20 protein-coding genes and 1 tRNA gene are annotated in these 18,387 nt (G+C 70.3%); 4 read left to right on the top strand and 17 right to left on the bottom strand.

Features of this window, described 5'->3' with window-relative positions; translation table 11 throughout:
• Positions 1-2 precede the first annotated feature (2 nt).
• The 3 genes from ACLQ3K_RS20280 to speB are packed head-to-tail and all read right to left on the bottom strand — an operon-like array spanning position 3 to position 3,204.
• A complete protein-coding gene (locus ACLQ3K_RS20280; protein ID WP_426001297.1) occupies positions 3-794 on the bottom strand; it encodes a carbon-nitrogen hydrolase family protein in 792 nt (263 codons plus the stop codon).
• Entirely contained in the window at positions 791-2,227 is a 1,437-nt protein-coding gene (locus tag ACLQ3K_RS20275; RefSeq protein ID WP_426001296.1) for an amino acid permease, read from the bottom strand. Before ACLQ3K_RS20275 ends, ACLQ3K_RS20280 begins: the two co-directional genes overlap by 4 nt.
• A complete protein-coding gene (gene speB, locus ACLQ3K_RS20270; RefSeq protein WP_426001295.1) occupies positions 2,224-3,204 on the bottom strand; it encodes an agmatinase in 981 nt (326 codons plus the stop codon). Before speB ends, ACLQ3K_RS20275 begins: the two co-directional genes overlap by 4 nt.
• 99 nt (positions 3,205-3,303) lie before the next feature.
• On the opposite strand from speB, the gene ACLQ3K_RS20265 reads away from it, so the two are divergent.
• Positions 3,304-3,903 carry a helix-turn-helix domain-containing protein gene (locus ACLQ3K_RS20265; protein ID WP_426001294.1) on the top strand — a complete coding sequence of 200 codons (600 nt, stop codon included), beginning with the start codon at positions 3,304-3,306 and terminating at the stop codon, positions 3,901-3,903.
• Here ACLQ3K_RS20265 and ACLQ3K_RS20260 read toward each other — a convergent pair.
• The 3 genes from ACLQ3K_RS20260 to ACLQ3K_RS20250 are packed head-to-tail and all read right to left on the bottom strand — an operon-like array spanning position 3,900 to position 7,140.
• A complete protein-coding gene (locus ACLQ3K_RS20260) occupies positions 3,900-5,516 on the bottom strand; it encodes an FAD-binding protein (protein ID WP_426001292.1) in 1,617 nt (538 codons plus the stop codon). The two genes, ACLQ3K_RS20265 and ACLQ3K_RS20260, sit on opposite strands and share 4 nt — an antisense overlap.
• A 51-nt stretch (positions 5,517-5,567) precedes the next feature.
• Entirely contained in the window at positions 5,568-6,368 is an 801-nt protein-coding gene (locus tag ACLQ3K_RS20255) for a crotonase/enoyl-CoA hydratase family protein (RefSeq protein WP_426001291.1), read from the bottom strand.
• Between the two features lie 10 nt (positions 6,369-6,378).
• Entirely contained in the window at positions 6,379-7,140 is a 762-nt protein-coding gene (locus ACLQ3K_RS20250; RefSeq protein WP_426001290.1) for a helix-turn-helix domain-containing protein, read from the bottom strand.
• An 80-nt stretch (positions 7,141-7,220) separates the two neighbouring features.
• On the opposite strand from ACLQ3K_RS20250, the gene ACLQ3K_RS20245 reads away from it, so the two are divergent.
• Positions 7,221-8,009, top strand: a complete 789-nt coding sequence (locus tag ACLQ3K_RS20245; protein ID WP_426001289.1) for a sulfite exporter TauE/SafE family protein — start codon at positions 7,221-7,223, stop codon at positions 8,007-8,009.
• Here the strand turns inward: ACLQ3K_RS20245 and ACLQ3K_RS20240 are convergent.
• Together ACLQ3K_RS20240 and ACLQ3K_RS20235 are read right to left on the bottom strand one after the other, a co-directional pair.
• On the bottom strand, positions 7,975-8,751 hold the full coding sequence (locus ACLQ3K_RS20240) for an ArsR/SmtB family transcription factor (protein WP_426001288.1): 777 nt from the start codon (positions 8,749-8,751) through the stop codon (positions 7,975-7,977). The genes ACLQ3K_RS20245 and ACLQ3K_RS20240 overlap by 35 nt on opposite strands.
• On the bottom strand, positions 8,741-10,177 hold the full coding sequence (locus tag ACLQ3K_RS20235; protein WP_426001287.1) for an MFS transporter: 1,437 nt from the start codon (positions 10,175-10,177) through the stop codon (positions 8,741-8,743). The genes ACLQ3K_RS20240 and ACLQ3K_RS20235 overlap by 11 nt, the downstream gene beginning before the upstream one ends.
• A gap of 33 nt (positions 10,178-10,210) precedes the next feature.
• Between ACLQ3K_RS20235 and ACLQ3K_RS20230 the strand changes: the two genes are divergently transcribed.
• Positions 10,211-10,281, top strand: a tRNA-Gly gene (locus ACLQ3K_RS20230).
• 251 nt (positions 10,282-10,532) lie between these two features.
• Positions 10,533-11,666, top strand: a complete 1,134-nt coding sequence (locus ACLQ3K_RS20225; RefSeq protein WP_426001286.1) for a tyrosine-type recombinase/integrase — start codon at positions 10,533-10,535, stop codon at positions 11,664-11,666.
• Positions 11,667-12,182: 516 nt separating this feature from the next.
• On the opposite strand, the gene ACLQ3K_RS20220 is transcribed toward ACLQ3K_RS20225, so the two are convergent.
• The 9 genes from ACLQ3K_RS20220 to ACLQ3K_RS20180 form a co-directional block, all read right to left on the bottom strand.
• Positions 12,183-13,085 (bottom strand): cutinase family protein, encoded by a 903-nt coding sequence (locus ACLQ3K_RS20220; RefSeq protein ID WP_426001285.1) that lies wholly within the window; start codon positions 13,083-13,085, stop codon positions 12,183-12,185.
• Between the two features lie 132 nt (positions 13,086-13,217).
• Positions 13,218-13,583 (bottom strand): hypothetical protein, encoded by a 366-nt coding sequence (locus tag ACLQ3K_RS20215; protein ID WP_426001284.1) that lies wholly within the window; start codon positions 13,581-13,583, stop codon positions 13,218-13,220.
• Positions 13,580-13,882, bottom strand: coding sequence for a phage holin (locus tag ACLQ3K_RS20210; protein ID WP_426001283.1), 303 nt, complete (start codon positions 13,880-13,882; stop codon positions 13,580-13,582). The genes ACLQ3K_RS20215 and ACLQ3K_RS20210 overlap by 4 nt, the downstream gene beginning before the upstream one ends.
• A gap of 2 nt (positions 13,883-13,884) precedes the next feature.
• Positions 13,885-14,613 (bottom strand): N-acetylmuramoyl-L-alanine amidase, encoded by a 729-nt coding sequence (locus tag ACLQ3K_RS20205; protein WP_426001282.1) that lies wholly within the window; start codon positions 14,611-14,613, stop codon positions 13,885-13,887.
• A 72-nt stretch (positions 14,614-14,685) separates the two neighbouring features.
• Positions 14,686-15,243 (bottom strand): NUMOD4 motif-containing HNH endonuclease, encoded by a 558-nt coding sequence (locus tag ACLQ3K_RS20200; protein ID WP_426001280.1) that lies wholly within the window; start codon positions 15,241-15,243, stop codon positions 14,686-14,688.
• A gap of 155 nt (positions 15,244-15,398) precedes the next feature.
• A complete protein-coding gene (locus tag ACLQ3K_RS20195; RefSeq protein WP_426001279.1) occupies positions 15,399-15,971 on the bottom strand; it encodes a hypothetical protein in 573 nt (190 codons plus the stop codon).
• On the bottom strand, positions 15,971-16,696 hold the full coding sequence (locus ACLQ3K_RS20190; protein WP_426001278.1) for a hypothetical protein: 726 nt from the start codon (positions 16,694-16,696) through the stop codon (positions 15,971-15,973). The genes ACLQ3K_RS20195 and ACLQ3K_RS20190 overlap by 1 nt, the downstream gene beginning before the upstream one ends.
• A 2-nt stretch (positions 16,697-16,698) precedes the next feature.
• Entirely contained in the window at positions 16,699-17,145 is a 447-nt protein-coding gene (locus ACLQ3K_RS20185) for a hypothetical protein (RefSeq protein WP_426001276.1), read from the bottom strand.
• Positions 17,146-17,157: 12 nt separating this feature from the next.
• Positions 17,158-18,303, bottom strand: coding sequence for a hypothetical protein (locus ACLQ3K_RS20180; protein ID WP_426001274.1), 1,146 nt, complete (start codon positions 18,301-18,303; stop codon positions 17,158-17,160).
• Between the last annotated feature and the right edge of the window lie 84 nt (positions 18,304-18,387).

The following is an 18,387-nucleotide window of genomic DNA, read 5'->3' as shown; positions in this document are numbered from 1 at the left end:
GCTCAGTACAGGTCGGTGCGCCGGTCGCGCAGGTAGGTGTTGGCGATCCGCGCCTCGCGCAGGGCCTCCGGGTCGGCGGTGAAGACGAGCAGTTCCTCGTCGCGCCCGGCCCGGGCAACGACCTCACCGTCGGGGCCCGCCGCGGTGCTCAGCCCGCAGTACTCGAGCGAGGTCTCCCGGCCGCAGTGGTTGGTGTAGGCGATGTACAGCTGGCTCTCGAAGGCGCGCACCGGGACGACCAGTTCGGCGATGCGGCCGAACGGCTCCATCAGGCCCGTGGGGATCAGGAGCAGGTCGGCGCCCGCGTCCGCCTGGGCGCGTACGGCTTCGGGGAACTCCACGTCGTAGCAGATGAGGAGCCCGCATCGCAGGCCGCCGAGGTCGAACTGGACGGGCAGCTCGCCGCCCGGCGCGAACATCGTGCGGTCGAGGTCGCCGAACAGGTGCGTCTTGCGGTAGTGCGCGAGCTCGGCGCCGTCGGGTCCGACGACGGTGACGGCGTTGAAGACGGTGCCGTCGTCGAGCTCCGGGTAGCCCGCGACGACGGCGATGTCGTGCCGGCCGGCGATGCCCGCGAGCGCCGCGTGGTACTCGCCGCCGCGCGGGCGGGCGAGGTCCCGTGCGGCCGTGCCGATGTCGTAGCCGGACACGGACATCTCGGGCGTGACCAGGATCTGTGCTCCCGCGGCGGCGGCCCGGGCCGCGGCCTCGTCGATCGCCGCCAGGTTCCGTGCGACGTCCGGTTGCGGCCCGAGGCCCTCCGGCCCCTGGAACATTCCGACGGTGACCGTCATCGCGCGTCCTTCGCGAGGTCGACGTCCTGCCGCAGCCGCGAGTGCTGGTAGCCGTAGGCGAAGTAGACCACGAGGCCCACCGCGGACCAGACGGCGAAGGCGATCCACGTGCGGGCCTCGAGCTGGAGCATGAGGTATCCGCAGAAGCCGATGCCCAGCACGGGGATGAGCGGGAACAGGGGCGTCTTGAAGGCGCGGGGCAGGTCGGGGCGGTTGATCCGCAGCAGGATCACACCGACGTTGACCAGCGCGAACGCGAACAACGAGCCGATCGACGTGGCGTTCGCGAGCTCGCCGAGGGGGACGAGACCCGCGAGCACGGCGATGATCACGCTGACGATCACGATGTTGCGGACCGGCACGAAGGTGCGGGGGTTGACCTTGGCGAAGACGCGGGGGACCAGGCCGTCGCTGCCCATCGTGTAGAGGATGCGGGTCTGGCCGTACATGACCGCGAGCACCACGCTGGCGATCGCGATCACCGCGCCGATGGAGAGGATCACGGAGGGCCACGTCTGGCCGGTGACGTCGGTGAGGATCTTCGCGAGGGAGGCCTCGGTGCCGCCGAACTCCTGCCAGGGCATCGCGCCGACCGCCGCGAGCGCGACCAGGCAGTAGAGCACGGTGATGATGCCGAGCGAGAGGATGATCGCGCGCGGCAGATCGCGGGTGGGGTTCTTCGCCTCGTTGCCCGCGGTCGAGGCCGCGTCGAATCCGATGTAGGAGAAGAAGACCATCGCCGCGGCGGCCGTCATCCCGTTGGTGCCGAAGGGCATGAACGGGCTGAGGTTGCCCGAGTCGAAGGCGGTGAAGGCGATGGCGCAGAAGAAGACCAGGACGCACACCTTGAGCACGACCATCGCCGTGTTGAGGCGCGCGCTCTCGGTCGCGCCGCCGACGAGGACGAGGCACGCCAGGGCCACGATCACCATGCTCGGAATGTTCACGATGCCGCCGTCGCCCGGGGGTGCGGCGATCGCGGTGGGGAGCTCGACGTCGAAGAGGGTGCGGAGGAGTTCGTTGATGTATTGGCCCCAGCCGACGGCGACGGCCGCCACGGAGACGCCGTACTCGAGCAGCAGACACCAGCCGCAGATCCAGGCGAAGAACTCGCCGATGGTGGCGTAGGCGTACGAGTACGAGCTGCCCGAGACGGGGATGGTGCCCGCCATCTCGGCGTAGGACAGCGCGGAGAACAGCGCGGTGACCGCGGCCAGGATGAAAGCGACGATGACCGCGGGCCCCGCCTTGGGTGTCGCCTCGCCGAGGATCACGAAGATGCCGGTGCCGAGCGAGGCGCCGATCGACAGGGCGGTGAGGTGTCCGAGTCCCATCGAGCGCTTGAGCTGGGGCCCGTCGTGCGCGGCGGCACTGTCGGCGAGGATGCGGTCGACGGACTTGCGGGCGAGGAGGCTCGCCGCGAACGTGCTCATCGGGCGTTCACCGCGAGCACCGACAGCAGCTCGTAGGCCACGTGGGCCGCCGCGACGCCCGTCAGCTCGGCGTGGTCGTAGGGCGGGGCGACCTCGACGACGTCCGCGCCGACGACGTCCGTGCCGACGAGGGCGCGGATCGTGTTGAGCAGCTCGCGGCTCGTCATCCCGCCGGCCTCGGGGGTGCCGGTGCCGGGCGCGTGCGCGGGGTCGAGCACGTCGATGTCGACGGAGACGTAGACGGGGCCGCCGGCACCGTCGGGCCCGGCGAGGCGCCGGCGCATGCGCTCGATCACGCTGGCCAGGCCGTCGTTCTCGTAGTCGTCGGAGCGCACCACCTGGAAGCCGAGCACGCCGTCGGCGGTGAGGTCCTGCTCGCCGTAGAGGGGTCCGCGGATGCCGATGTGCATCGAGCGCTCGAGATCGATCAGACCTTCCTCGCTGGCCCGCCGGAACGGGGTGCCGTGCGTGTACGGGGCGCCGAAGTAGGTGTCCCAGGTGTCGAGGTGCGCGTCGAAGTGCAGCACGGCGACGGGGCCGCGGTCGGCGGCGACGGCGCGCAGGATCGGCAGCGCGAGGGTGTGATCGCCGCCGAGGGTGAGCACCTTGGAGCCGGCTCCGCGCAGGCGCGTGATCTCGGCCTCGACGGTCCCCAGTGCCTCGACGATGTCGAACGGGTTCACCGCGAGATCGCCGGCGTCGGCCACCTGGTGCACCGCGAAGGGCGAGACGTCGAGCGCGGGGTTGTACGGGCGCAGCAGCTTCGACGACGCCCGGATGTGCCCGGGGCCGAACCGTGCGCCCGGGCGGTAGCTCACGCCCGAGTCGAAGGGGATCCCGAGGACGGCGACGGCGGCACCGTCGACCTCGTCGAGGCGGGGCAGGCGGGCGAAGGTCTCCGGCCCGCAGTAGCGGGGGACGAGGCTCGCATCCACCGGTCCGCGGGGCTGAGAAGGGCGCTGGGATTCTTCAGGCACGGATGGATCCTCTCGCAGGGGCTGCTTTTGTGGGCCGGATCACATAGTGTGGGACATCGACCGACTTGTCAACTCGAGTTTCCTGAAAGGAAACATCTGTTGGATGCCACTGCTGTGCGGGCGGATGACGTTCTCGCCGTGCCGGATCAGGTGGGTGCCGCGCTCAAGGCGGCCCGCCGGGCCCGCCGCCTGACGCTCGCGGCCGTCGCGGAGCGCATCGGCGTCACCAAGGGCTACCTGTCCAAGGTGGAGCGCGGCCTGGCGGCGCCGTCGATGGCGGTCCTGGTCCGGTGGTGCGAGGCGCTGGAGGTCCCCGTCGGATCGCTCTTCGACGGTGGCGCGGCCGGGTCGATCGTCCGCGCGGACGCCTACCCGCAGGTGCGCTTCGGCGGCGACGGACTCGCGGAGTTCCTGCTCACGCCGTCGGGGGAGCAGCGGGTCCAGGTGCTGCTCAGCGAGATCGAGCCCGGGGGCGGCAGCGGGGACGAGGCCTACGCGCTGCCCGCCGAGGTGTCCTTCGTCCTGGTGCAGCGCGGCGAGCTGCGACTCGCGTTCCCGCCGGAGCCGGGCGTGGACCTGGCCGCCGGGGACGCCATGACCTTCGACCCGGGGCGGCCGCACACCTTCGTCGCGGGCCCCGACGGTGCCCGCGTCCTGTGGGTGATGGCCCCGGCGCTGCCCGCCGGGGAGCGGCGCTAGGCCCCGTCGAGTGCGTCGGACGATGCGACGGCGGCGGCGCCCGCGCGGCGGCCGGAGAAGATGCAGTCGGCCAGCGAGAGGCCGCTGACGTAGGAGTTCGAGCAGATCCCCACGGCGGTGCGGCCCGCGGCGAACAGGCCGGGGATCGCGGTCCCGGCGTCGGTGCGGACCGCGCCCGAGTCCTCGTCGACGACCAGCCCGCCCAGCGTGAGCATCGGCATGGGGTAGGTCATCCGGTCGGTGAACGAGATGTCGAGCAGGGTGAACGGGGCCTTGGTGGCGGGCCGGCGGAGGTCGTCGGGTTTGCCGAACGGGTCCGGCAGGCCCTGCGCGATCGCCTCGTTGTGCGCGTCGACGGTGCGCCGCAGCCCGGCGGGGTCGATTCCGGCGCGGGTCGCGGCCTCCTCGACGGTGGGTGCGCAGACGCTGCCGATGCGGAGGAGACGCTCGAGCTGGAGTCGCTGGAACCACACGGTCTGCTCGCCGATCTGCGCGCGTACCCGGGTCGCGAGGTCGGCGTCGACGAGCAGCCAGGCGCGGTGCCCCGGCGCGTCGGCGATCGCGGCGCCCAGGGCGGCGCCGTACCGGGACTCGTCGACCATCCGCCGCCCGTCCGCGTCGACGGCGAGCGCGCCGAGGTAGCCGCTGGGCGGCGCGATGAACCGCCAGTTCGAGAGGGAGTCCATGCGGCCGGTGGCGCCGCCCGCCGAGACGCCGAGCCGGACGCCGCTGCCGTCGTCGCCGGCGGTGCCGAGCGGAAGGCCCTGCGACCAGGGGTACCCCGGCGCGTGTTCGCGCACCATCGCACCGTTGGCGATGAACCCGCCGGTGCTCAGCACGACGCCGGAGCGGGCGCGGATGCGGATCGGAGTCCCGTGGCGGCGCTCGATCCGGTCCAACAGCCGCTGCATCGCCGCGCGCAGGCCCTGGTGGTAGACGCCGGGCTTCGCCGAGATCCGGGTGAGGACGGCGAACCGTCGGCGGACCGCGGCGGGCGCGTTCTCGATCGTCCGGGCCTCGACGCCGACCACCCGCCCGTCCTCGACGATCAAGCCGGTGACGCGGGTGCCGGTGCGCACGCGGACGCCGTGCGCCGCGGCCGATGCGGCGAGCGGCCCGTAGAGCTTCTTGCCCGAGACGCCGGGGCCGTGGGCGCGGTGTCCGCGCTGGCGCGGTTTCGCCGCCTCGCGGAAGCCGCCGGAGTTCTCGCTGCCGGAGAAGTACAGGTAGTAGTCGTCGGTGGGGTAGGAGGTCTTGAACGGGCACAGCGACGGGTCGAAGGGTACGCCGTGACCCATCAGCCAGTCGATCATCGCGGGCGACTGCTCGCAGAACCGGCGCAGCGTGGCCTCGGAGACGGCGTCGCCGACCTCGAGGCGCAGGTAGGCGAGCATGTTCTCCACGTCGTCCTCGACGCCCGCCGCCCGCTGTATCCGCGTGCCGCCGCCGGCGTAGACGATGCCGCCCGACAGGTTCGTCGCGCCGCCGCCGAGATACCGGTCCAGGGCCAACACCTCGGCCCCGGCCTCGCGGGCCGCCAGCGCCGCCGCCGCGCCCGCGCCGCCGAACCCGACCACCACCACGTCCGCCGTCGCGTCCCAGTCCTGCGCCATGCGCGGACTATAACGTGTTCTAGAAATGCTCGGGTTCGGTTCTCCGGAAGCTCAGTTCCCGGTGAACCGCGGCGGCCGCTTGTCGAGCATCGCGGCGACGGCCTCGTGGTGATCCGCGGTGGAGTGCGCGATCGTCTGCATGGCCGCGGAGAGCTCGAGCAGCGCGTCGAGGCTCTGGTGCTGGCCCTCGCGGAGCAGGCGCTTCGTCATGCGCAGCGCCTGCGGCGGGTTCGCGGCCACCCGGTCCGCGAGCGCGCGGGCCGCACCGAGCAGTTCGTCGGGCTCGACGACGCTCGACACCATGCCCCAGTCGAGGGCGGTCCGCGCGTCCACGGCGTCGCCCGTGAAGGCCATCTCCGTGGCCCGCGCCATGCCGACGATCCGCGGCAGCAGCCAGGCGCCCCCGTCGCCCGGGATGAGGCCCACCTTGACGAAGCTCTCGGCGAAGACCGCCTTCGTGGACGCCACCCGCAGGTCGCACATCATCGCGAGGTCGCAGCCCGCGCCGATCGCCGGCCCGTTCACGGCCGCCACCGTCGGGACCTCGCAGTGGTACAGCGCCCGCGGGATGCGCTGGATGCCGTGCCGGTAGCCCTGCCGCTGCTGCGCCGCGGTGCCGCCGAACATGCCCTCCTTGTCGCGCATGTGCTTGACGTTGCCGCCGGAGCTGAACGCCGAACCGGCGCCGGTGAGGATCGCGACCCGCACCTCGTCGTCGCGGTTGACCGCGTCCACGGCGCGCTCGATCGCCTCGATCATCGCCTCGTCGGAGACGGGGTTGCGGGCGGCGGGATCGTTCAGCGTCCAAGTGACGACGGGGCCGTCGCGCTCGATCAGGAGTGGTTCGGTCATGGGGGAGACCCTATGTGGTTCGGAACCGCGACGGGGGCGTCCCGAACTCGGCGGTGAAGGCCGCGGTGAACGCCGCGGGCGTCGCGTAGCCCAGCCTCCCCGCGGTCTCCGTCACGGTCGCGGTGCGCAGGACCGGCAGCGCGGCGAGCAGCCGGGCTCGTCGCCGCCACACCGCGGGGCTCGTCCCCGTCGCGGCGCGGAACCGGGCGGTGAAGGCGCGCTCGCTCAGCCCGCAGCGGTCCGCCCACGCGGCGTTGTCGACCGCGACGTCCGGCGCGGCGAGGTAGTCCCGGCACAGGGCGCGCAGCTCCGGGTCCGCGGGGAGCGGCACGTGCAGCGGGAGCGGTGCGAGCGCGGCGATCTCGTGCAGCAGGAGCGACGCGATCGCCCCGTCGCGGCCGGCCTCGTCGTACTCGGCCTCGAGGTCGACGGCGGCGAGCAGGAGTTCGCGGAGGAGGGGCGTCACGTCGACCACCGTGCACGGCGCGGGCCACCACGGCGCCGCGGCCGGCTCGATGTACAGGCTGCGCGTGCTCACGCCGCAGTAGCGGACGCCGTGCGGCACACCGGGCGGGATGAGCACGCCGCGGTCGGTCGGCACGGTCCACGCCCCGTCGTCGGTGTCGACCTCCATGACGCCCGCGGCGGCGTACAGGAACTGCGCGCGCCGGTGGTGGTGCCGGGCCTGCGCGTAGCCGTCGGGGTAGTCCGTGCCGACGGCGAGCACGTCGCGCGGGAGGTCCTCCAGCGTCGCGACGGGGATGTTCCGCATGGTGACAGGCTACCGAGATTCGAAGGTACCGCACCGACCTTCGATTGCCGGACGCCGCGGCGTGGAGTGGACTCGGAGCAGTGAGTGCACTGATCCTGATTCTGGTGGGCGCCGCGTCGGGCGTCACGACGGCCCTCTTCGGCTTCGGCGGCGGCTTCGTCGCGGTGCCGGTCCTCGTCTGGGCCGACGCCGCCCTCGGCGGCGATGCGCCCCGCGTCGCCGTCGCCACCTCGTCCGTGCTGGTGGTGGTCGCCGCCGCGGTCGCGACGGCCTCCACGTCGCGCGCCGTGCTCGCCGAGCTGCGGGGGAGCGCGCGCCTGCTGATCTTGTTGGCTCTCGGCGGCGCGGCCGGCGCCGTGGCGGCGCGGCACGTGCCCGGCGACGTCATCGCCGTCGGCTTCGTCGCGTACCTCCTGCTGACGATCGTCTCGGTCACCGTCCGCCCCGGATTCCTGCAGGCGGGGGACGACGGTGCGCGTCCGATCCGGCCCGTCGCCGGCCTCCCGATCGGCGCGGTGGCGGCCTTCCTCGGCGTCGGCGGCAGCGTGGTGACGGTGCCCCTGATGCGCCGCAACGGCCACCGGATGGCGGTCGCGACGGCCCTGGCGAACCCGCTGACACTGGCGGTCGCACTGCCCGCGACGGCGATCTTCCTCCTGCTCTCGGGCGGACGGCCCGCGGGCGCCGGGGCCGGCTTCGTGGGCGCCGTGGACGTCCGCGCCGCCGTCGCGCTGCTCGTCGGCTCGCTGCCCGTGATCGTGCTCCTGCGCCGCCGCGGCCCGCGCTTGTCCGACCGCGCGCATGCCCGCTGGTACGTCGGGCTGTTGGTAGCCGTCACCGCCGCGATGGCGGCGACGCTGTTCCGGTGACGGTCAGGCGGGCCAGTCGACGGCGAAGCGCCGGGGCCAGAACGCGCTCGCCGGCCGGAGTCACCCGGACGGCGCGGTACGTGGGGAGCCGCTCCGCCCACCCGGCCGCGAAGAAGCGGTCGCACAGGGCGCGCCCGGCGCCGCCCGCGAGGTGGTGCCGGGTCTCGGTCCAGTCGATGCAATATCGCACGACGGGGCGGGAGGATCCGTCGGGCAGCGCGACGCCCAGACCCGCGAGGAAGTCGCGCCCGTCGTCCGTGAGCCGGTAGTCGAGCTCGCGGCCGGCGGACGCGGGGCGGTCGCCGCCGTCGGCGTGGAAGAGCCCGTCGCCTCCCGTGATCCGGCCATGGTCGAGCAACGAGCCCATGATGGCTACGCCGAGCCGTCCGGCGAAGTGGTCGTAGCAGGTGCGGGCGGTCCGGAGCCGGTCGGCGCGGGTGGACGCCTTGAGCGAGGCCACCGGCAGCGGCGGCGCCAGCGCCGCGAGCCGCTCGACGAGGTCGCCGACCTCCGGCCCGGCGATCCGGTACCAGCGGTGGCGGCCCTCCGCGCGGACGGCCAGCAGCCCACCGTCGACCAGCTTGCGCAGGTGGCCGCTCGCGGTGGGGCGGGAGACGCCCGCTTCGTCGGCGAGGACGCCGGCGGCCAGCTCCCGGCCGCCCAACAGTGACAGGAGGATCCGGCTGCGGGTGCGGTCGGCGAAGAGCTCGCCGACGCGCGCCAGGTCAGCGTCACCCGACATCGCAGCCCACCTCCGTCCGGTCCGTCGCGGTGGCGCCGATGCTGGTAGCCACCCCGACCACGAGTATGGCCGCGACCACCACGAAGGTCAGCGCGAGTGCCGTTGACGAGCGCCCTGCGGCGTTGTACAGCGCCCCGAACCCGGCGACGCCGAGCGCCCCGCCCGCCTGGCGGGCGCAGTTCAGCACCGCGCCCGCGAGACCCGCGTGCTCGGGCGGCGCGGCGGACAGGGCCACTGACGTCATGGCGGGCATGGCGAGCGCGGCTAGGCCGATGAGCGCCATGCCGGTCACGATCGTTGCGGCGTGGTTCGCCCCGGCCGCCACGACCAGCGCGCCCGCCGCCGCGCAGGTGAATCCGGCGATCATCGGCACCCGCGGACCGGTGCGTGCGGTGACGAAGCCGCTGGCGGTGGAACCGAGCGCGACCACGACTGTCATCGGCAGGATCGCCGCGCCGGTCTCCAGGACGGTGAGGCCGTGAACGTCCTGCAGCGCGAGCCCGACGACGAGGAGCGCGCCGTAGAGAGCGAAATTGAAAAGGAGCCCGGTGAGGACGGCGCCGCGGAAGGGACCGCGAGTGAGCAACCCCGGCGGGATCATCGGACTCCGCGCGGACCGCTGCGCCGCGAGGAAGCCGCAGGTCGTCGCCGCGGCTGCGGCCGCGAGGATGCAGGCGAGAGCCCCGCGTCCCTGCCCGAGTTCGATGAGGGCGGCGGTGCCGAGGGCGAGGGCCGTGGCGCCGAGCGTCGCGCCCCGGAGGTCGAGGGGCCGGGCGTGCCGCGGCGAGTCCGGCGCCGTCCGTGCGACGGCTATCCCCGCGATGATCGCGATGGGCGCGCCGACCCAGAATGCCGCGCGCCACCCGGACGTCGCGGCCAGCAACCCGCCGATCGGCGGACCCGCGGCGAAGCCGGCGCTCGCGATCCCGCCCCAGATCCCCAGCGCGCGAGCCCGCTCCGCCGGGCCGGGGTAGAGCTCGCCGATCATCGCGAGCGAGCTGGGCAGGATCATGGCCGCCGCGACGCCCTGCACGATTCGGGCCCCGATCAGGACGGGCCACCCCGGGGCGAGCGCGCACACGGCGGTGGCCAGGGCGAACAGGGCGAAGCCGAGGACGCAGACCCGGCGCCGCCCGAACCGATCCGCCGCCGGCCCGGCGATCAGCATCAGGGCGGCGAAGGGGATCGCGTTCCCGTCGACCGCCCACTGCGCGAGCCCGAGCCCGCCGCCGAGGTCGCGGGTCATGGCCCCCAGGACGACGTTGACGACGGTGGCGTCGAACTGGATCAGGCCGAACGCGATCGACAGGGCGAGGAGGGCGACGGTGCGCCGCCGGGCGGGATGCATGTCCTCAGCCTGGTGCCGGAACGGTTCGGTCCCGGCCGAACCGTTTCCCACCCGCGATTGCCGCTGACGGCTCGGCATGTCGTAATATGTTCGGCGCGTCCTCGGACGTACGCGGGCGTAGCTCAATGGTAGAGCCCTAGTCTTCCAAACTAGCTACGCGGGTTCGATTCCCGTCGCCCGCTCAGAGAGGCCTCCTGGTCAGCGGCACAAACCGCAGGTCAGGAGGTCTTTTTGTTTGGATTGACTAGTCATCGTGAGGTCAGTAGAGGACAGGCAATATCAGTCCTGGGACATCCCATAGGCTGTGTCATTGGCTGTGTAGATGAGTAGGCGAACCAAGGGTGACGGCGCTCTCTACCAGCGGAGTAGTGGCGAATGGGTCGGGTCCATAGAACTACCACCGAGCGGCGATGGACGCCGCCGGCGGAGGACAGTGATCGCGAAGACCAAGACCGACTGCATGTCGAAGCTGCGGAAGCTGCGGACTGACGCCGAGAACGGAACTCTCGCCGAGGGTGGCGGCGTCACGATGAAGTGGTGGTGCGAGCACTGGCTTACAACCATCGCCCCGCGCACCAGACAACCGAAGGCGCTCGAGACGGTGCGGTCGTACACCAACAATCACATCGTGCCTGCACTCGGACGCAAGAAGCTCGAGCGCGTCACCCCGACCGACGTGTTGCATCTGACCGAGATGTTGGTGTCCCCGAAGTCTGCGGGCGGGAAGGGGCTGAAGACCGGCACAGCGCTCAATGTGCACTGGACGTTGTCGGCGATCCTCGACTCGGCAGTCTCTCAAGGGCGGATCCCTGCGAACGTCGTGAAGCGCGTCGATCCGCCGCGCGTGGTGCGTGAGGAGCGCGCACCGTTGACGCTCAATCAGGCGCAGATGGTTCTACGGCACCTGGGCGAGAAGGTTGATGCTGCAGAGAACGACAAGGCTCGCGGCGAGGCGGCAGCGGCGCTGTCGAGGTGGGCGACGGCCATGTTCACCGGGGCACGCCAGGAAGACCTACTCGGGATGGAGTGGGACCGAATCGACCTCGAGGCGGGCACGATGGATGTTTCATGGGCGCTGCAATGGCAGAAGCTGAAGCCGGATGTACACCCTCAGGGGGTCGTCTATCCCAGGAGTGTGTTCGCGGTGGCTCCCGGTGTGCTGTTGCGTCCGATTTGGAAGACCGCCTGCCTGGTGGAGACGAAGACGAAGCGGTCTCGCGTGGTGCCCTTGATAGACCCACTGGTTGAGGTGTTGCGGACTCATCGCGAGTTGTCGGGCGGTCGCGGCCTTGTGTGGACGCGAGATGGTGGTCGTCCGCTGCGCCGGCAGGACGACACGTCGGCATGGAATCAACTGTGCGCGGAGTTGGGGATCGAGGGCGTGAAGCAGCATGGGCTGCGACACACTGCGGCCACCCTCCTGCTTGAGGCGGGTGTCACGGAAGATGTGCGGATGCAGATACTCGGACACTCGACGGCAGCGGCTCACCGGATGTACGCGCATGTCAGTCAGGAGCAGACTCGCGCGGCCCTCGAGGGCACGTTCGGGAAGATGCTGGACAGGTAGCTGCCCGGATCGCGGCCACTACCCGGGCGTCTCCAACGTCATCGCGCACCCCATCACCGAGGGTCGCGATGTAGTAGTCGTGCAGCACCTCGGCGATGGGGTCCATACCTGTTAGACGCACCAGCCTGGTGATCGGTTCCATTCGTGCGCGGTGGTGGCGGCCTGGTCGGTTGGGACAACCAGCACAACCCACCGTGCCGGACGTACGAGTGTGGCGGCTGCGGGTACGTGACGCACGTGCTGCACCCGAGGTGGATGGAGCGGTGGTGACCGCGCAACGGCGCGACTCATGCTAAGCTTGCTAGGCATACCGCGCGCGGTCCGCATTCTGGGGCTAAGAATCGGCGCCTACCAGGGCATATGTGCCCGCGCGCTCTACCGAGATTCGAGCCAAGTTCATTCATGCTTGGCAGCTTAGTAGTACCTGAAACAACGAAAGCCGCCCCGTCCGAAGACGGGGCGGCTTTGTGTCGGCAGTGACAAGAGCTGTCACATTGTGTCAGTTGCCTGGCTGCGTCAGTGCGGGAGCGGGATGCCCGCGAGGAGCTGGCCGACCTGCGGGGGCAGTGCGGCGGCGACCACCGGGGGCACAACCTCAGCCACGTTCCGGGCTGCGGTGCCTCGTGCAACGGCGGGCGGTGTCCACTGCTTCTGCACCTGGCCGGACACGAACGGCTCGATGGGGCTCATCTGGCGCGGCGTCGGCACCTTCACGGGCACCTTCACCACCTCGGGGATCACGGGAGCCTGTCGGTTCGGCAGGACATGCTCACCGGGCGCGGGGTTCACGTCGCGGTTGGTGTAGCCGTGGCTGCCGGCGGGGTTGCCGAAGTTCCACGCGATGAACGTGTTGAGCGTGTGGATCGGATCCTGCAGCGGGTTGCCCATGTTGCAGATGAAGTCGTCGTTGCGGCACACATTGGAGGTGGGAACCGGCGACGCAGGACGCGGGCCGGCGTTCGTGAACCAGAAGGGCACGCTCGGAAGTACCGAGGAGATGCCGCCGTTCGCGCGGGGGTCAGCGACGAGGATGACGTTCGCGTTCTGAATGCCCGGGTTGGCGTCGCGCCAGTTGCCCGCGATCAAGGCACCGCCGCTGAAGCCGGTCACAGTCACGTGGGATCCGGGGCATTGTGCCCGGAAGTTGTTCACAGCGTTGGTGAGGTTGGTTTGCCCGACGGCGACGGCGTTGTTGTCGACGGTGGCAGGCCAGGGGACGTTGGTGCGCGGACCCGCTGGCACGCCGGGGGTGTTGGTGGACGCGGGATCGCCCACGCCGCCGACTGAGAAGTTCATCGTGGCGGGGCACGGTGCTGCCTGCGCGGCGGGTGGCTGGATGACGATGCTCATGCCTGCCATGACGACGAAGGGGATGGAGCAGGCGGCGGTGAAGCGTGCGGGGTAGTTGGGGCTGGACATAAGGCACCTCCGTGGTGCGCTGGTGCCCCGTTCACAGTCGCTGGGTCCGAGGTGGCGGGGCGTCACTCGGCGCGACAAGAAGCCCCGCGCCGGGATGGCGCGGGGCTGTCGGTATTCAGTTGTGGTGGGGGGTTAAGGCTCGTCGGGGTGGTGCTTGTCGGCGATCCGGTCCTGCCGTCGGATGTGTGCCCACATCTCGCGGCGGTCGCTGGCGTTCGCGGCACGTTCGTCGCGGACCTCGTCGCCGATGCGTCCGACGGCGCGGTTGACCTCAACCATGCCGACGAGGAGCTTGTCGACGTCGGCGCGGAGGTTGGACTCGTGGGTGTTGGCGACGTGCTCTCGGACGACGGACACGTCTTGTCCGATGGCCTCCTGTTTGGCGCTGGCCTTCTTGGCGACGCGGAGGGCACCGAGGCTGGCGACGAGGGCGGGGATGCCGACGACGGCGTAGGCGGCGACGTCCATCCAGGAGTCGGCGCCGATGGGGCCGGTCACTCGCGGAGGTTCTTGCTGTGCTCGTTGGCGAGTGGGATGTACGCCTCACCCTCGGTCTGCCCGCCCCAGACGACGAGCGGCGCAGCCTTCGGGGTGTGGAGAGCCGCGATGCCGCCGACGAGAATGGCGCTCGCGAGCGACAGCCACAGCGCGGCCTGCTGCTCCTCGATGACGCCGTAGCCGACGAGCAGCGGGGCGATGAGCGTGAGGACGACGTACAGCTTGCGGCGGCGGTCGGGAGTCAGCCAGGCGATTACGTCGGTGACGGTGTTCGACTGCTCGGGTGCGCGGTGGGCCATGGTCAGCTCGCCTTCGTGTCGCGGGTGTTGGGGACGCCGACCTTCGCGGCGATGGCGGCGATGGTGTCGACGGCCGTACGTGACCCTGTCTGCGACCATCCACCGAAGCTGTCACCGGGTCCGCAGAGCTGGTCGAAGATGTAGTTCACGCGGTCGAAAAGCTGCTTCTGCTGAGCGTCGGTGAGTGCCATGAGTGCTCCTGTCGTCGGGGTGGTGCCGTTGGTCATGAGGTCGTACTGGTCCTGCGCCGCCTTCATCCAGCGGGCGTGGTACTTGCCGCCGTTGGCGAGGTGGTACGGGCAGGCGGTGCCGTAGAAGTTCCGGTGGTCGCGGATGTTCGTGCCGTAGTTCGGGCGACCGAGCTTGTAGAACCAGCAGAGGGCACCAGCCCATTTGCCGCCCGCGACGACGGTGGCGTCGGTCATGCCGTAGTCGGGGCTGCCGTCGTTGGAGTGCTCGATGGCGATGGTGCGGGCGTTGGCGGTGCTGTCGCCGTTGGCCCATGCGGTGTCGCGGTCGTTGACGAGCTGCCCGACGCGGCCGGTGGTCTCGATCTGGTAGTGGGCGGAGGCTTCGCGGGTCTGCCAGGTGTTCCAGGTCTGGTCGGTGTTGGAGACTCCGCCGTTGTGGTGGCGGGTGATGAACTGGATGGTCTGGCCGCCGCGTCCGGGGGTGAAGTGCTTGTTCATGAGCCGGGTGTAGTCGGCGGTGACGGTGCGGTAGTCGGGCACGGGGGCCTCCTTGGGGTACGAGAGAAGGCCTCCTGATCAATTCCAGGAGGCCTTCCGGGTAGGGTTGGGTATTTACTTGTTGGCGGCGGTGATCTCCGCATAACGCTCGTCGGCGAGTCGCCGCATGTCGCCTAGCTGCTCAGGGTGCCGGTCGGTGTACTTCCGGGCGCGGTCGCACGCCAGACACTGCCGCTTCCCACTGGCGAGCGCCGAACGCCGCAAATTCGGCTCCATCAGCGCGTGCCCTCGGATGCACTCCTGCTTGTTGCGAACGCGATCCGCGACGTTCCGATCATGGGTGTCCCAGCGGAGATTCTCGAGCCGGTTGTCGCTCGCTGAGTCGTTGAAGTGGCAGGCCTCCATACCCTCGGGACATGGTCCGACGAAGGCCTCCAGAACCAGTCGGTGCACTGCTGCGTACACGGCGTCCCCACTGCTCAGGGTCACGTAGATGTAGCCGGACCGAGCAGCCTTCCCTTGCAGCTCCACGCCTCGCTGCCTGCGTGAAGTGCCATCGCGCGTGACGATGACACGGTCCACGCTGCGGACTCTTCCCTCGGTGCTCACCTCGTAGTAGCCCTCGTACCCGACGACTGGGAGCCAGACTTCACCTTGGGTATGCTGCTGCATAGCCCCTCCTTGCTTCGCTCAAGTGAGTGGGTCAGAGGTCGGGATGCGTTGGCGCGCACCCGGCCTCGTCTTGATTCTACTGGAATCTATAGGGCCGCACCACTGCTCGGCGCGAAAGCCCCGCGCCGGATGCTGGGCGCGGGGCTCGAGAGGGGTTAGAAGAACTGGAAGAAGGCGCCGGGTTTGCCTGCCGGGGCGACACTGAGGCCTACCGTCCACGACACCCAGTCCTGGGAGGAGATGGTCGTCGTGTTCCCGCCCACAGCGGATGCGGCACCAGAGGCGGCCAGAGCATCAACGCCTTGCACGTTCGCGGTCGGTCGGTTGGTCCACCCTGACGCCGCCGCCCCGCTTGCGGGGTAGGCGATCCGCAGGTAGGCGGAGTGCCCCGTGAGTTCAGGAAACGAGATCGTGGCGCTGTTGCCGTTTGCAGGCGATGCCGTGGGGATGGTGGAGGGTGCCGCCTGTCGGTAGGTGAAGTTCGCCAGGAGGGCCGCACCTGTCCATGTCCCGGACGTGTCAGATGTGCTGGTCGCAAACCGGTAGTAGATCGCGGTCTGCGCGGTGGCATACGGACCTGTGCCGACGAGCGTCCACCCCGCGGGCGGGGTGAGGGTGCCGGTGTAGAGCACGAACATGACGATGAGGTCGCCCGCCTGGTGGGCGGGGATGGTGACGGTTGTTCCGCCGAAGCTTCCACCCTGGGAGCCGATGAACGTGGTGGACATTAGGCTTCAACACCCGTTGCGAGGACGTCCCACTTGCTATCGGCGGCGTTCCAGCGGCAGCCGATGTAGAGCGTCTTGTTCGCGGTGGTCGTCGTCGGAAGGGTGATACCGAGCGCGCGGAAGGCGGCGTTGAACGCGAGCGTCCGCGCCGTCCCGTTGTCCTTCACCCGCAGCATGAGCGTGCCGCCGTCCACGGGGGTGCCGGTCGGTGCGCCGAACGTCGCGTTCGCCGCGAGCGCCGTGAGGTTGTACTGGTGCGAGGCCGAGGTGATCGCGGGTGTCGGGGTGCCCGAGGAGGCGGTGGACTCGACCGTCGGACCGAGGGAGCGGCGGGCGTCCGTCAGGGCCGAATCCCCCGCCTGTACCGCGCCGACGATCCGCGAGTCATTGCCCGCCGCGACCGTCGATGCTGCCGTCCCGACGGGAAGGCGGGCGTACGCCACTGTGCCCGAGGTGATCGCGGAACCTGCGTGGACGTGGTTGCCCGCTGCGACCGTAGACGCCGCAGTGCCGACGGGTAGCCGCGCGTAGGCGACGGTGCCCGTGGTGATGTCCGTGCCCGCGTGGACGTGCGCGGTGGGTGTCCGCGCGTCCGTCAGTCGCGGATCGGTGCCGTCGACCTTTCCTGCGACTGCGATCGTGTTCGCGTTCACGTCGGTAGCGACCGCGTTCGCGTCGTCGGCGGTGAACGCCTCCCCCGCGATCCACGTGCTCTTAAGTGGCATGGCTAGTTCACCGTGACCGAGCCGATGCCGCCCGCGTTCCACTGGATCGTGAGGGTGCCGCCGTTGGGGGCGTAGTCGTCGGTCTCGAAGTTGATGTAGCCGATGAGGGGGCGGGTGGCGTCGGTGGCGGGGGTGCTGTCGTAGATGACGGCGTACCGGGGAGCGTTGGCTCCGATGAGCGTTGCGGGCGACCAGGACACGTCGCCGCCGTCGAAGGAGAGGACGTTGGTGCTCGCGTTGTAGGAGACGGAGACGCCTGTGATGGTTGCGCCGCCAGCGGTGTACCCGGTTCCTGACACCTCGTTCGTGACACTGGATTTGAACTGGTGCGTGTCCTGATCTGGGGTGTACGCGCTGGTGCACAGCATGACCTTGATCGTGTCGGCTGCGAGGTTGATCTTGGCTTCGGAGAGGCTCTTGAAATAGAGACCGTAGTACTTGGCGATCATGATGCTCCCTTGTTATGCCTGGTAGATGCGTAGGTAGACGACTCCTGGGACGCCTGCGGATGATGAGCCACCGCCCGTGTTGCCTGCTGTGCCACCGCCGCCGACGGTGACGGTGAACGATGCCGACGTGGGCGAGACGGTGCCGGTGCCGGATGTTCCGGGGTTGCCGCCACGCGCGTACGAGCTGCCCGGCGCGTAGGTGTTGCCGTTGAACGTGGTGTTCGACGCGTTGTTCAGCGACGTACTCGACGAGGATGCGCCGCCGTTGCCGGTGACTCCGAGCGCAGACGACGGTGATCCTGCGCCGCCGTTGCCGGGGAAGAAGAATCCCGTGCCCTTAGTGCCTGATCCGCCGCCGTAAGGGATCACGTCCACGAGATCAACACCGAGCCGGAACCAGCCGGGCAGCGTGTACGTTTGCGTGCTCGTGATGGTCGCGGTGATCGGGGACATGCCGATCTTCTCGGGCGTGGTGGACGCTGCGGACGCGGTCGCCGTCGGCGCGGGTGCGGTGGCACCGGACTGTGCGGCGGGCAGCGCGACTGCGGCCGTGGCGGTGAACGCTGCCGGGTTGATCCCGGCACCCGACACCACGCCGGGGTCGCCAGCACTTGCCGATGCGGTCACAATCGGGATGCTCGTCACCACGTAGGACGTACCCGCGTTGGGGGTTTGGAACTCCGCGACCGTGCCGCGCTCGGATGGGTCGGCGAGCGGGAACGGGAACTCGTACGGGAATCCTGGTGCGCCCGCTCCGATGGTCGGCACCTTGACGGTGACGATGTTCAGGATTTCGGCGGTCGGCGCGAGTAGGTCGGCGGTCGCGTCGAGGTTGATGGCGGGGATGCCGATGCCGGATGCTGCGGCGGGTGCCGTTGCGGTGGCGTCGGCGGTCATGGTGGCCGCGTCGATCTGCACACCGGACTCGACGATGGGAGCGTGTAGTTCGCTGGTCGCGGCCATAGTGTTCGCGGGTAGCGTCGCGTCCGACGTGACCGTGGATGGCAGCATGTCCGCGCCCGCCAGCATCGAAGCGGGGACGATGGTGGGGTCGAGATCCTTGGGCTGTCGTAGGGTGCCGTTTGCCTGCATGGTCGGTGCGGCGATGATGACGCCGCTGACGATGGACGGTGTGTGCGCGGTGGCTGCTGCCGACATTGGCTGGATGGACAGGTAGGTTTCCGGCCACCATCCGAGGCGTACGTCGATCTGCACGACCGGGCCACTGGGTGACCAGCCCTG

Source organism: Tsukamurella sp. DT100, assembly GCF_049844855.1.
Taxonomy (GTDB): domain Bacteria; phylum Actinomycetota; class Actinomycetes; order Mycobacteriales; family Mycobacteriaceae; genus Tsukamurella.
Note: the sequence above shows the minus strand (reverse complement) of the source record. Positions and strands in the feature narration are given on the sequence as shown.

Excerpts from the sequence above, each read along its gene's own strand:
- ACLQ3K_RS20255 (WP_426001291.1), bottom strand. The coding sequence starts at position 6,368 with ATGACCGAACCACTCCTGATCGAGCGCGACGGCCCCGTCGTCACTTGG.
- ACLQ3K_RS20280 (WP_426001297.1), bottom strand. The coding sequence starts at position 794 with ATGACGGTCACCGTCGGAATGTTCCAGGGGCCGGAGGGCCTCGGGCCG.
- ACLQ3K_RS20195 (WP_426001279.1), bottom strand. The coding sequence starts at position 15,971 with ATGTCCACCACGTTCATCGGCTCCCAGGGTGGAAGCTTCGGCGGAACA.
- ACLQ3K_RS20220 (WP_426001285.1), bottom strand. The coding sequence starts at position 13,085 with ATGTCCAGCCCCAACTACCCCGCACGCTTCACCGCCGCCTGCTCCATC.
- ACLQ3K_RS20210 (WP_426001283.1), bottom strand. The coding sequence starts at position 13,882 with ATGGCCCACCGCGCACCCGAGCAGTCGAACACCGTCACCGACGTAATC.
- ACLQ3K_RS20185 (WP_426001276.1), bottom strand. The coding sequence starts at position 17,145 with ATGATCGCCAAGTACTACGGTCTCTATTTCAAGAGCCTCTCCGAAGCC.
- ACLQ3K_RS20260 (WP_426001292.1), bottom strand. The coding sequence starts at position 5,516 with ATGGCGCAGGACTGGGACGCGACGGCGGACGTGGTGGTGGTCGGGTTC.
- ACLQ3K_RS20240 (WP_426001288.1), bottom strand. The coding sequence starts at position 8,751 with ATGTCGGGTGACGCTGACCTGGCGCGCGTCGGCGAGCTCTTCGCCGAC.
- ACLQ3K_RS20250 (WP_426001290.1), bottom strand. The coding sequence starts at position 7,140 with ATGCGGAACATCCCCGTCGCGACGCTGGAGGACCTCCCGCGCGACGTG.
- ACLQ3K_RS20190 (WP_426001278.1), bottom strand. The coding sequence starts at position 16,696 with ATGCCACTTAAGAGCACGTGGATCGCGGGGGAGGCGTTCACCGCCGAC.
- ACLQ3K_RS20235 (WP_426001287.1), bottom strand. The coding sequence starts at position 10,177 with ATGCCGAGCCGTCAGCGGCAATCGCGGGTGGGAAACGGTTCGGCCGGG.
- ACLQ3K_RS20200 (WP_426001280.1), bottom strand. The coding sequence starts at position 15,243 with ATGCAGCAGCATACCCAAGGTGAAGTCTGGCTCCCAGTCGTCGGGTAC.
- ACLQ3K_RS20275 (WP_426001296.1), bottom strand. The coding sequence starts at position 2,227 with ATGAGCACGTTCGCGGCGAGCCTCCTCGCCCGCAAGTCCGTCGACCGC.
- ACLQ3K_RS20180 (WP_426001274.1), bottom strand. The coding sequence starts at position 18,303 with ATGTCGGCAGCAGCCACCGCGCACACACCGTCCATCGTCAGCGGCGTC.